The following is a 12,391-nucleotide window of genomic DNA, read 5'->3' as shown; positions in this document are numbered from 1 at the left end:
ATCTTTTTTCATAAAGGAAAACAGGAAGAAAAAGTTTTCACCTTTCCCTCCTGCCTTTAACAGAGCCTATATCAATTCCGTCGATCTTTTCGTCTGGCAAAAAGAATAATCAAGGTCATAATTGCTAGAATTATCCCCATTAGAATGCGTTGGTCCAATAGAAGATTCATGAAACGAAACATGGATTCTTGTCGGTAATCGGCTCTTAAATATTCGCCTTCCGCTTCCACGGCAATCGTTGCTGCGGGATCTCTTCCCTTAATTGCGTAATAGACAGTGCCAATTGGGTAATAGTTCGAAGCGTTGCCATAATATGCACCTGACATATCATCCGCCATGGTCACGACTCTGCCTATTGGCCCAGCTATCGCACTTTGAGGCAGCGGATCCTCTTCTGCTACTTCATAAAGTCTTCCTTCCCAAACCACAAATGGATATGCCCATGACAAAGCGTGTGCAGTACCACAAAAGACAAAGACCATCAGCAACACTAACGGAATGATTTTCTTCATAGGCTCCTCCATTGATCAAAATGACTTTTTAATTTCCGACATTCTCCACGATTCCATTTTGCAGCAGATACATTTTATGATAGAGGCCGCGCGCTGCCAACAGCTGCTGGTGGGTACCCTGTTCGACAATTTCCCCTTGGTGCAGCACAAGAATCAGTTCAGCGTCCTGTATCGTGCTCAATCTATGGGCAATCGCAATGGTTGTGCGGCCTTTCCGCATTTTTTCCAGGCTCGTCTGGATGGCGACTTCTGTTTCCGTATCAATATTGGCCGTCGCTTCATCCAGCACCAGAATCTTCGGATCAGCCGCCATTGTTCTGGCAAAAGCCAATAACTGCCGCTGTCCGCTCGAGAATGTAGACCCTCTCTCCGTCACTTTATGATCATAGCCATCCGGTAATTGCGCAATGAATTTATCAGCCTGCACAAATTCAGCGGCTGCCCTGATTTCTGAAAACAGCATATCTTGGTTAAAGAGCCTTATATTGCTTTCAATCGTGCCATAAAACAGGAAGGGATCCTGAAGGACAAGCCCCATTTTTCTCCTTAACTCACTGGCGCGATATTCTTTTACATCAACTCCGTCTATCAGGATATGTCCATTTTCGTAGTCATAGAACCGCATCAGCAAATTGATGATGGAACTTTTTCCGCTCCCCGTATGGCCGACAAGCGCTACCGTCTGTCCGGGCTCGGCAGTAAATGAAATGTTTTTCAAAACTTCCGCTTTGCCGTCATAGGAAAAGCTGACATTCCTGAATTCAATGCGGCCTTCCGCAATTTCAGCTGCCGCTCCTTTTTGGGCAGGCGCTTCGTCTGTTTCATCCAATAAATCGAAGACACGCGACGCAGCCACAATCGCCTGCTGGAAAATGGACAGCCGCTGCATCACCTGGTTGATCGGCTCGAAGAATCTGTCTATATAGGTCACAAATGCATAAATGACGCCTACTTCAATCGTCGAATTGAATGAAGTGATGCCGAAATAGCTGAGCAGCATGATCAATGCGAGTGTGTAAACGAGATCGATCGCGGGACGCAGCAGCAATCCATCGATTTTAATATTGCGTTTACCCGCTTTCCAATGTTTTTCGTTTATTTCATTGAATTCGTCCTGCATCCTGCCTTCCTGGCTGAATGCCTGAATCATGCCCATCCCTTGGACAGATTCGGAAATTTTAGCATTCAGCTGACCAAGCCTTTCACGCAGGTCCTGATAGAAAATCGAACTGTATTTACGGTAGATATACATGATCCAGAACAGGATCGGCAGCAGGATCAATGTAATGAGGGCCAGTCGCACATTCAGGAAGAACATTGCAATGTAAACACCGATAATTAAGAATATGCTCTGGATAAAACCGATGAGTACAGTGACGAACATTTCCTTGATCGCTTCTGTGTCATTGGTGACCCTGGAAACGATGCCGCCAGCGGGTGTGCGGTCAAAATAGCGCATGCCTAAGCTCTGCACTTTTGAAAAGACATCAATTCGCATCTGCTGAATGATTTTCAAGGCAGCTTCCTGGAATTTCAGCAATTGAAAATAACTGATGATGACGTTTGAAACCTGAATGAATAAGTAGCTAAGCGCCAGGCCGGTTACCGGACCTGTCGGGAAATTACCCGGAGTCAGATAGCCATCGATGAAGGTTTTGATGATCAACGGTCCGAGTACATCGCCAAGTACTGTCAATATCAGCAGCAACATGGCAACAGAGAGCATCTTTTTATGGGGGATCAAGTAAACGAGCAGGCGTTTGAATACGACCCACTGGTCCCTGCCGGTCAGTTCTTTTTGTTTTTCATTCATTGTGTCTCGCCTCCCTGCTCGACGAGTGCTTCAAGCCGCTGCAACTCATACATTTCATAGTAAATCCCTTTTTTCTTCATCAATTCATCATGTGAACCGATTTCCGCCACTGTACCGGCTTCCATCACTACTATTTGATGGGCGTGCTGGATGGCGCTGAGCCGGTGGGATGTGATGATTGTCGTTTCTCCTGTCCGCGTCCGCTTCAGTGATTCTAAAATCGCTTCTTCCGTTTTCGCGTCAACCGCGGACAACGAATCGTCCAGTATCAGCAATTCAGGCCTCATCATCAATGCACGGGCAATCGAAATCCGCTGCTTTTGTCCACCGGATAACGAAACACCACGTTCGCCGACTACTGTATTATATCCTTCTGTGAAATTCAAAATGTCCTGATGGATATGCGCCAGCTGAGCCGCCTGGTGGATTTCCTCTTCCGTGGCGTCCGGTCTCGCGAATGCGATATTGCCGGCGACTGTTGTCGAAAACAGGAAATGATCCTGCGGCACATAACCGATTGCCTCCCTGAGTTTTTTCTTTTTATAATCGTTGATGGAACGACCGCCAAAAAGAATGTCGCCGCTGTAGTTCTCAAATTCACGCAGCAATAAACGGAGAATGGCAGATTTTCCGGAGCCTGTCTTGCCCACAATCCCCAAAGTTTCTCCCCGCTTCAGCGTAAAACGGACATCCCGGAGAGCTGCCCGGTCATCATCTGTAAATTTGAATTCTTCAAGGTCGAATACGATATTGCCTTCAGGATGAATATCGAGCGCCCCTTTACGGTCGTCAATATCGACAGGTTCCGCAAGCAATTGCCGGATCCGGTCATATGAAGCCCGTCCCCGCTCCACTATATTGAATAACCATCCAAAAGCCAGCATTGGCCATACCAACAGGCCCAAATAGGCAGTGAATGCAACCAAGTCTCCAATCGACATATCGCCGTTGGTTACAAAGTAAGAACCGAAACCGATCGCGAGAAAATAACAGACGCCGATAATAGCTGAAATTGTCGGATCGAATAAAGAATCCACTCTGGCGACACGGATGTTTTCATCCACTACCTGCTTCGAAAGCGACCGGAAATCTTCAACGTCCTCTTTTTCCTGTCCGAAAGTCTTAATCACTTTCATGCCGGAAATGCTTTCCTGGGTTTTATCATTCAACCCTGAGAAAGCTGCCTGTGCATCGTGGAAACGAAGATGCATCAGCCGGCCATAATAATTGGTCATGTAAGCCATCAACGGCAATGGGATCAAGACAATCAAAGTCAGTTTCCAATCGATTGTAATGGCCATCGCCGCGATGACAAAACCGCCTGTCGCGATCGAGTCAAACAGCGTCAGGACACCTGCACCGGCAGTCATCTGAACAGCCTGTAAATCATTGGTGGCATGAGCCATCAAGTCCCCAACCCGTCTTTTCTGATAGAACGAAGGAGACATTTGAGTAAAATGGTGAAACAGCTGCCGCCTCAAATTTCGCGCTAAAATGATCGAAGAACCGAAAATCATTAAGCGCCATGCATAACGAAGTACGTACATGACCAATGCAGACGCCGCAAGGACTCCTAGCCATTTCATCAGGTAGGCAGGCGTCAATGTGCCTTTGCTGATTTCATCAACCACAAATCCGATAATGCGCGGCGGCAGTACGCCAAGCAAGGCAACGATCATCAAAAGAAAGATACCGATAGCATATTGCTTCTTCCTTTCTTTAAAAAACCAGCTCAATTCCAAAAAAACGCGCATTCCATTCTTCTCCCTGCTGTAATTTAATGTATGTAGTGAACTTTTTAAGTTTATCAAATGTTTCGATAAAATAGGAAGAAGTATTTCGTAAAATGAAATAAATCAGCCTTCCGCTGTAGAATTCGGCAAAAAAGAAACCAAAGCAAAAAATAATTTCTGCTTTGGTTCCTTTTATAGTGAACATTAATTTTATTGATCAACAAGCGTTTTCGCCAATTCCAATTGCTTGCGAACCTGCTCGAATCCGGTGCCGCCCAATGAATTCCGTCGTTCAACAGCCGTACGGGGCTCCAGGGTCTTGTAGATATCTTCACCGATCAACGGACTCGCCGCTTTCATATCTTCAAACGGCAGATCTTTCAAATAATATCCTCGTTGGATACAGGTAAACACCAGTTTTCCGGTGACGTCATGTGCTTCCCTGAAAGGCATTCCTTTCGCCGCAAGATAGTCGGCCAGTTCAGTGGCATTGGAAAAATCTGCGGATACCGCCCCTTCCATGGAATCTGTGCGCACTGTCATCGTGCGGATCATCCCTTCGAAAATCGGCAATGTTCCCGTCAAAGTATGAACGGTATCGAACATCCCTTCCTTATCTTCCTGCATATCTTTATTGTATGCCAGCGGCAATCCTTTTAAGGTGGTCAATAATCCAAACAGGTTGCCGTAAACGCGCCCTGTTTTGCCGCGGATCAATTCGGCCATATCAGGATTCTTTTTCTGGGGCATGATGCTCGACCCGGTCGAGAATGTGTCATCCAGCTCGATGAACCGGAATTCTTCACTTGACCATAAAATGATCTCTTCGGCGAAGCGTGACATATGCATCATCAGCATTGAAGCGTTCGACAGGAATTCGACGATGAAATCCCGGTCACTGACCGCGTCGATGCTATTGGCATAGACACCTGCAAAACCAAGATATTCAGCCGCCATTTCGCGGTCGATCGGGAATGTCGTCCCGGACATTGCACCTGCTCCAAGCGGTGAGATATCAATGCGCTTCAAGGATTCACGTAAGCGCTCTTTGTCACGCTGCAGCATCCAGAAATATGTCATCAGATGATGGCCGAATGATATAGGCTGTGCACGCTGAAGATGTGTATAACCTGGAACCACGGTTTCGACATGGCTTTCGGCTTGTTCAGCGATGGCCTGCTGAAAATGATCGACAGCTTGAATTATTTCACCGACCCGGTTTTTCAGGTATAGATGCATATCAGTCGCTACCTGATCATTACGGCTTCTCCCTGTATGGAGTTTTCCTCCGACTGGACCGATTTCATCAATCAGGAATTTTTCAAGATTCAAATGGATGTCTTCGTTTGCTGAACTGTATTCTAGTTCACCGGCATCCGCTTTCTGCTTCAATGTTTCCAGTCCGGAAAGGATCAGTGAAGACTCATCCTCCGTCAAGATCCCGCAATTTCCGAGCATTTTTACATGTGCTTTGCTGCCTTGGATATCTTCCATCACCAGTTTTTGGTCAAAACCGATCGAAGCACCGAACTCATCCACCCATTGTTCAGCCGACTTTTGAAAACGGCCGCCCCAGAGTTTGGTCATGATTTCACCTCTTCTTTTACCTGTTCCGTGACAGGCACCGGTTTTTTATTGACCATTGAGTTGACGACTGTCGGAAGACCCCATAATTCGATAAAGCCGACAGCCGACTGGTGATTGAACGTGTCATCCGTTGAGTAAGTCGCCAATTGTTCGCTGTATAATGAATTCGGGGACTTGCGCCCTTCAATGATTGAATGGCCTTTGAATAATTTGACGCGAACTGTCCCATTGACGAACTCCTGTGTTTCTTTTAGGAATGCTTCAAGCGCTGTACGCAGCGGCGAGAACCATAAGCCTTCATAAATCAGTTCCGTCATCTTCTTCTCGATGACCGGTTTGAAATGCGCCATTTCTTTTACCAGCGTGATGTCTTCCAGTTCTTTATGCGCCGCAATCAATGTCATGGCTGCTGGAGCTTCATAGATCTCACGGGATTTGATGCCGACAAGGCGGTTTTCCACATGATCGATCCGTCCGACGCCATGCTTGCCGGCCAAATGGTTCAATTCGAATATCAATTCTTTGAATGTATAGGCGATACCATCAAGTTTCACCGGTTTTCCTTGCACGAATTCGATTTCGACGATATCCGGCGTGTCCGGTGTGTCTTCCAGTGCATTGGTCAATTCGTAGGCATCTGCAGGCGGTGTCGCCCACGGATCTTCAAGGATTCCGCATTCATTGGCGCGGCCCCATAGATTCATATCGATTGAAAAAGGACTGTCCAAGTTAACCGGTATCGGCACATCATGCTGCTTCGCATAAGCAATTTCTTCATCACGTGACCAACCCCATTGTCTGACAGGAGCCACAACTTCAAGCCCCGGATTAAGGGATTTGATCGATACTTCGAAACGCACCTGGTCGTTGCCTTTTCCTGTGCATCCGTGCGCCACTGCTATCGCGCCGCATTGTTCAGCGATTTCTACCAGCTTCTTCGAAATCAAGGGACGGGAAAGCGCTGAGACAAGTGGATACTTACCTTCATACAACGTATGCGCCTGCATGGATATTAATGCATAATTATCCGCGAATTCGTCTCTGGCATCCACCATATAACTTTCGACCGCTCCAACCTGAAGCGCTTTTTGTTTAATGAATTCAAGATCCTTTCCTTCACCGATGTCCAGGCACACAGCCACGACATCATATCCTTCTGCTTTCAGCCATGGAATAGCCACCGATGTATCAAGTCCGCCAGAATAGGCAAGTACGATTTTTTTATTCAATAGAATAACCACCTTTGTATTTTTATACATTAATTAAAATTAATATACATACAATAACACGCATAAATATTTCATGCAAGTGGTAACGGTTGAAAAATCACATAAAAAAAAATACGGTGGAACCGGGTTCCACCGTACTGCTTTAACTTGCGTCTTCTGTTTCCGCGTCTTCTTCGTTGCCTTCTGTATATTCATGCGTATCCAGATCGATGCGGACTTCCTGCATTTTGCCGGTATCCATATTATTGAAGAGGAATCCGATTTCGTTATCCCTTACAATCGGCTGCCCCAGTATAAGCAGGCTGGCAAGTTGTTCTTTATTGATATAGGCCTGTAAAGCTTCGGATTGCTTGACTGATTCAGCATCGTTCAGGATTGTGATGCTTTCAGCTTCCGCTTGCAGCGGAAAAGCTTGCTCCAATGGCCCTTTATAATCGATTTCGACTTTCATGCCTGTACGGATGTCACTAAGAACAGCTTCAGTGCTGTCAGAACCATTGCCTGAATCCACTGTGACTTCTTCGTCCACCGCGAAATAGATATTATTGACCAACACTTTATCATTACGGATCTGGGTGATGAACCCGCTTTCCGTCATTTCAACTTGTTCCTGCTCTGCTGCCGCTTCTTCTTTTTCTTCGGTTTCAGCAGGTTTTGCTTCTTCTTCCGAACACGCTGACAAGAATAACATCCCAGCTAATAATAAACCCCATTTTTTCAAATCGATTCATTCCTTTTCCTGTTAATCGTGATGGCATAAACTTAGTTACTGACGCGTTTATTTTACACGCTCAACCGAATAGTTGCAATAAAAACAATTAGCAGTAAATTTAGGCTTCTTTGTAATGGAAGATTCCCTGATCATCCATCCGTTCTGTAATCAGGCCATCCTCCAGCAGATAATCGATTTGTCCGATCGTTTCCGACAAGGTTAAGCCCAGTTCTTTCTCATATGCGCGGGGGAATAACTCCACGGTCAATTCATAGACCGTTTTTTCATCGCCGCCAAGCATCGCGAGAACTTTCATCGCCCGCTCATGCTGCTTAGCAAGGCGTTCAGAAATCAATTCATGGCTGTTCCGCACTTCTTCACCGTGGCCGCTGTAAATGACTTCGACCGGCATTTTCAAAAGCCTTGCCAGCGAAGCGTTATATTGCAGCAGTGATTTTGGTCTGCCCATTGAGGGATCAAGCGGCGGTTCAATCAATGGGTTTGAGGAAACTTTTGCGATTACATGATCGCCGCCGATCATTTCACCGCTCTCTTTATTCCAGAAAGACAGATGGCTCTGGGCGTGCCCTAATGTCTCCATGACTTCCCAGCCGGGATGGCCCGGCAAAACGTCGCCTTCGTTGATCGTCATATCAAGCGGACGGCTGCCCATCAGGCTGAGCGGACGCTTCATGCGCTTGATCCAGTACAGCTGATCTTCCGGTACTCCCTCTTCTTTCAGGCGTTCAAGATAGAAAGCATCGTGAAAATCAAAAAATGCCTGATCTCTTCTCAACCAGAGGTCGTTATAAGGATGACCGAATAATTTTGCATTCTCAAAACCATCTATCCAGCCTGCATGATCGGGATGGTGATGTGTCAGAATCACTTGTTCGACATCTTCCGGACCGTAGCCCGCTTCATTTAAACCGTATTTGATCGCTTCCCATGCTTCAGGCGTTTTAGGTCCAGCATCGATGAGAGTCAATGCATCCCCTTTCAATAGATAGGAATTAACATCCCCGACCGCAAAAGGCGTCGGGATGATAATTCTATGCAGATGGTCATTTATATTCACGATAGATCTCCCCTTAAAAATGAATGAGTATTCATCCATCATACCGCTAAAAACCCATCACGTCACCCCGAATCGCTATTTGACAATCAAAATAGGTGTCCGTATAATTGATATACATATGTGAGCGATGATGAAGATCAGTAAAAAAGGTGACGGTGTAAAGAGAGTGCAGCTGATGCTGAAATGCGCACCTCCCTCTCCCTTTTTGAACCTGCTTTTGAGCTGCCTTGGAAACACGGCCGTAGATCCGCGTTAAGGATATCGAGTGGTGTCTTAATTGACAAAGCTAGGTGGTACCGCGGAAACACAGCGTTTTCGTCCTTGATGAACAGGGATGATTGCGCTTTTTATTTTGAGAAAAGGAAGTGGAGAAAGATGAAAATTGTATGTGTAGGAGCCGGATCAATGGCTGAATCCATGATTCATGGGTGGATCAATAAACGGATAATGAAACCTGAAGAAATTTCGGTAATGAACAGATCGGATTATGAACGCCTGGAATTTTTGCATGACGAATACGGCGTCAATATCGTCGACGAAGACAAGACAGAGTTAAAAGACGCGAATTTCATCTTATTAGCAATGAAACCGAAAGATGTTGCTGCTGCGCTTGCCGGCATCAAAAAGAAATTGACAGGCAATACAGTGATTGTCTCCGTAGCTGCGGGAGTGTCGATTGAAACGATCCAGCGCCATGTCGGGAACTTCCCGGTTGCACGGGCGATGCCGAACACCTCGGCTCAAGTCGGAAAATCCGCAACAGGCGTAGCCTGGAGCAAATATGTGACGAAAGAACAGCAGCACGAACTTCGCAATCTGCTATCATCCATCGGCAGCGTGACTGTGGTCGAAGAAGATCAATTGCACGCGCTGACAGGCGTGGCCGGAAGCGGGCCTGCATACCTGTATTACTTCGCGGAAGCGATGCGAGAAGCGGGTGTGGCAAACGGACTGTCGGCTGCAGATTCAAAAAAATTGGTGCGCCAGACTTTCTTAGGTGCAGCCGAGATGATGCAGCAGGAAGATTTTGCGGAATTGCGCCGGAAAGTGACCAGCCCGAACGGTACAACAGCGGCAGGACTGGATTCACTTGCCGAGAATAATTTCAAGGACATCGTGGAGCAATGTGTCAGCGCTGCAGCAGCAAGGTCCCGAGAGCTTGGCAAGGAATTCAAATAATTCTTCCGGTATACTGTAATGTATGTATAGAGGAGGATTATTCATGGCGAAACTTTTTGAAAATTTAACTATAAAAAATGTGACTTTCAAAAACAGGATCGTAATGGCACCCATGTGCATGTATGAAAGCGATGGGGAGGATGGCCGCGTCACTGACTGGCACCGGATCCATTACCCGAGCCGCGCAGTGGGCGGTTCCGGTCTGATCATGCTTGAAGCGACCGCGGTTCAGCCGCAAGGCCGCATTTCTGCCCGCGACCTCGGCATATGGGAAGACTCACATGTTGAGGGGCTGACCGAACTTGTGCGACTGATAAAAATTTCAGGCGCCAAAACCGCCATCCAATTGGCGCATGCCGGGAGAAAAGCGACGGTCGAAGGTGAAATCCAGGCCCCATCACCCCTGCCTTTCAATGAAAATTATAAGACTCCTGTTGAAATGGCAAAGCAGGAAATTAAAGAGACTGTCAATGCCTTTAAACAGGGCGCCATCCGGTCGGATCAAGCCGGCTTTGATGTCATCGAACTGCATGCGGCACACGGATATTTGATCAACGAGTTCCTCTCACCCCTGACAAATAAGCGGACGGATGAATACGGAGGCAGTGCCGAAAACCGGTACCGCTTTCTGCGGGAAATCATTGATGCGGTCAACGAGGTATGGCAGAAACCCCTTTTCGTCAGAATTTCAGCCCACGATTATACAGATGGCGGCATGACTCCTGAGCTGTATATTGAAATGGCGAGCTGGATGAAACAACAAGGCGTGGATCTGATCGATGTCAGCTCCGGCGCTCTGGTGCCTGCCAATATTCCCGTTTATCCAGGTTATCAGGTCAAATTTGCCGAAACAATCCGACAAGGAGCAAATATACCGACCGGCGCAGTCGGCTTGATCACAAGTCCCCTGCAGGCTGAAGAAATCCTTCAGAATGACCGGGCGGATATGGTGTTCCTTGCCCGCGAACTGCTCCGCGACCCTTACTGGCCTTACCGTGCATCCAAAGAGCTTGGAGCTGAAATAGAAGCTCCTGTGCCTTATAAACGGGGATGGGTATAAGTCAGTTGCAAAATAGAGTAGATTTAGTATAATAAGAATATAATGAGTACTATATAAGTAACGCAAAAAACCGAATGCTTTGGCATTCGGCCAGCTGTATGCCGCGATCTTAGAGCGGTTGGCTGGAATTCAAGGCATTAAATAACCGTCATTCCACGCCACATGGGACGGTTATTTTTTTTTATTTGCGACTAAAATCATTGAAATGATCAGGCTCAAGCCGCTGATCGTCAGCCCGATGCTCGTAAAGACCAATCCAAATGATTCATAAACCGTCATATCACCACCCCCTTTCCTTGGGGAATGGCCAAACCGCCCTCATACAGCTGTAACTTCATTTTATCACAAACAGAACGTTTGTTCTATTATTTAGCTGAAAATAAATCGAAATATCCATAATAATGAATTTTTTTTTATTTGAACTGGGAATAATTCCTACAAATCTCTTTAGCTCATTATATATTTTGCTTTATTCGCATAGTAATCTCTTTTCCATAAAAAAAGAAGCCTTGTTTTTTACAAGACTTCCGCATCCGTCGCTTATAGCTTTTTCAACCGCCGCTCATGGATTTTCCATTCAAACTCATCGAAATCATGTGCAATAAAGGATTGTTCATGTACATTGCGCATTTCTTTCACCAGCTGCTTTTCGTCTTCCGGCAGGAATCGGGAGCTCATATGATTGACGAGCAGCGTAGCGGCATCCGCTTGTTTCGCAGTTTCTGCCGCTTCCTTTATCGTTGAGTGCCCATACTCGCCTGCCAATTTTTCTGTAGTCGCATCAAAAGTCCCTTCATGGACGAGCACATCCGCATTCCGGCCAAGTTCAATCGCTGCTTGGCAAAATCGGGTATCACCGAGTATGGTGACTATGAAGCCCTTTTGTCCTGGTTCTGTGACATCGACACTTTTGATGATTGAACCGTCGTCCAAAGTAACATCTTCCCCGCTTTTCAGTTTTGCCAACAGCGGCCCTTTTGGAACCCCTTTTTCCTTCGCCTGGTCAATCAGCAGTCTCGGCGGCAGCGGTTTTTGTTCGATCCTGAAACCATAGGACGGGATGACATGATCGAGTTTTGCAGTTGTGACCTTCATTGATTCGTCTTCAAAAATGTTCCCTTCCAAGTCCTCAATAATACGAATCGTATAATTGAGATGCGTTCTGCTGATACGCAGAACACTTTCTACAAACTCTTTTATCCCCGGCGGCCCGTAGATTTCAACCGGTTCATCGCCGCCCTGGAACGACCGGGATCCCAGGAGTCCCGGCAAACCATAAATGTGATCCCCATGAAGATGAGTGATAAAGATCTTCTCGATCTTCCGTGGTTTTAATGTTGTGTGGAGAATCTGGTGCTGCGTCGCCTCCCCGCAATCAAATAGCCAAACAGCACCCCTCTCCTCCAGGAGTTTTAGCGCTAAAGCCGAAGTATTGCGTTGTTTGGATGGCATGCCCGCTCCTGTCCCCAAAAATAATAATTGCATACA

The 12,391-nt window shown here is 46.5% G+C and carries 10 protein-coding genes; 2 read left to right on the top strand and 8 right to left on the bottom strand.

The window, feature by feature from the left end; all coding sequences use genetic code 11:
- Window positions 1-71: 71 nt before the first annotated feature.
- The 7 genes from D2910_RS01955 to D2910_RS01920 all read right to left on the bottom strand — a co-directional run bounded on the left by D2910_RS01955 (window position 72) and on the right by D2910_RS01920 (window position 8,703).
- Complete coding sequence (locus tag D2910_RS01955; RefSeq protein ID WP_117312221.1) at window positions 72-512, bottom strand: hypothetical protein; 441 nt, start codon at window positions 510-512, stop codon at window positions 72-74.
- A 28-nt stretch (window positions 513-540) separates the two neighbouring features.
- The gene (locus tag D2910_RS01950) at window positions 541-2,325 is read right to left on the bottom strand and encodes an ABC transporter ATP-binding protein (RefSeq protein WP_117312220.1); all 1,785 of its coding nucleotides are present in this window, start codon (window positions 2,323-2,325) and stop codon (window positions 541-543) included.
- Complete coding sequence (locus D2910_RS01945; RefSeq protein WP_117312219.1) at window positions 2,322-4,079, bottom strand: ABC transporter transmembrane domain-containing protein; 1,758 nt, start codon at window positions 4,077-4,079, stop codon at window positions 2,322-2,324. The genes D2910_RS01950 and D2910_RS01945 overlap by 4 nt, the downstream gene beginning before the upstream one ends.
- Before the next feature lie 189 nt (window positions 4,080-4,268).
- Window positions 4,269-5,645: an argininosuccinate lyase gene (gene argH / locus D2910_RS01935; RefSeq protein WP_117312217.1), complete on the bottom strand. Its 1,377-nt coding sequence runs from the start codon at window positions 5,643-5,645 to the stop codon at window positions 4,269-4,271.
- The gene (locus tag D2910_RS01930; RefSeq protein WP_205854573.1) at window positions 5,642-6,904 is read right to left on the bottom strand and encodes an argininosuccinate synthase; all 1,263 of its coding nucleotides are present in this window, start codon (window positions 6,902-6,904) and stop codon (window positions 5,642-5,644) included. Before D2910_RS01930 ends, argH begins: the two co-directional genes overlap by 4 nt.
- A gap of 112 nt (window positions 6,905-7,016) precedes the next feature.
- Entirely contained in the window at window positions 7,017-7,565 is a 549-nt protein-coding gene (locus D2910_RS01925) for a hypothetical protein (protein ID WP_240633546.1), read from the bottom strand.
- Between the two features lie 139 nt (window positions 7,566-7,704).
- Window positions 7,705-8,703, bottom strand: coding sequence for an MBL fold metallo-hydrolase (locus D2910_RS01920; RefSeq protein ID WP_117312583.1), 999 nt, complete (start codon window positions 8,701-8,703; stop codon window positions 7,705-7,707).
- A 336-nt stretch (window positions 8,704-9,039) separates the two neighbouring features.
- On the opposite strand from D2910_RS01920, the gene proC reads away from it, so the two are divergent.
- A complete protein-coding gene (proC, locus tag D2910_RS01915; protein ID WP_117312215.1) occupies window positions 9,040-9,843 on the top strand; it encodes a pyrroline-5-carboxylate reductase in 804 nt (267 codons plus the stop codon).
- 43 nt (window positions 9,844-9,886) lie between these two features.
- A complete protein-coding gene (namA, locus tag D2910_RS01910) occupies window positions 9,887-10,903 on the top strand; it encodes an NADPH dehydrogenase NamA (RefSeq protein WP_117312214.1) in 1,017 nt (338 codons plus the stop codon).
- 540 nt (window positions 10,904-11,443) lie between these two features.
- Here the strand turns inward: namA and rnz are convergent.
- Entirely contained in the window at window positions 11,444-12,388 is a 945-nt protein-coding gene (gene rnz / locus D2910_RS01905) for a ribonuclease Z (protein WP_117312213.1), read from the bottom strand.
- Between the last annotated feature and the right edge of the window lie 3 nt (window positions 12,389-12,391).

Source organism: Planomicrobium okeanokoites, from assembly GCF_003428875.1.
In the GTDB taxonomy this organism is placed as follows: Bacteria; Bacillota; Bacilli; order Bacillales_A; family Planococcaceae; genus Planococcus; species Planococcus okeanokoites.
Note: the sequence above shows the minus strand (reverse complement) of the source record. Positions and strands in the feature narration are given on the sequence as shown.

What these genes read in the sequence shown, in the direction of transcription:
- D2910_RS01955 (WP_117312221.1), bottom strand. Translation starts at nt 512, where the DNA reads ATGAAGAAAATCATTCCGTTAGTGTTGCTGATGGTCTTTGTCTTTTGT.
- argH (WP_117312217.1), bottom strand. Translation starts at nt 5,645, where the DNA reads ATGACCAAACTCTGGGGCGGCCGTTTTCAAAAGTCGGCTGAACAATGG.
- D2910_RS01920 (WP_117312583.1), bottom strand. Translation starts at nt 8,703, where the DNA reads ATGGATGAATACTCATTCATTTTTAAGGGGAGATCTATCGTGAATATA.
- D2910_RS01950 (WP_117312220.1), bottom strand. Translation starts at nt 2,325, where the DNA reads ATGAATGAAAAACAAAAAGAACTGACCGGCAGGGACCAGTGGGTCGTA.
- namA (WP_117312214.1), top strand. Translation starts at nt 9,887, where the DNA reads ATGGCGAAACTTTTTGAAAATTTAACTATAAAAAATGTGACTTTCAAA.
- rnz (WP_117312213.1), bottom strand. Translation starts at nt 12,388, where the DNA reads ATGCAATTATTATTTTTGGGGACAGGAGCGGGCATGCCATCCAAACAA.
- D2910_RS01930 (WP_205854573.1), bottom strand. Translation starts at nt 6,904, where the DNA reads ATGTATAAAAATACAAAGGTGGTTATTCTATTGAATAAAAAAATCGTA.
- D2910_RS01925 (WP_240633546.1), bottom strand. Translation starts at nt 7,565, where the DNA reads ATGTTATTCTTGTCAGCGTGTTCGGAAGAAGAAGCAAAACCTGCTGAA.
- proC (WP_117312215.1), top strand. Translation starts at nt 9,040, where the DNA reads ATGAAAATTGTATGTGTAGGAGCCGGATCAATGGCTGAATCCATGATT.
- D2910_RS01945 (WP_117312219.1), bottom strand. Translation starts at nt 4,079, where the DNA reads ATGCGCGTTTTTTTGGAATTGAGCTGGTTTTTTAAAGAAAGGAAGAAG.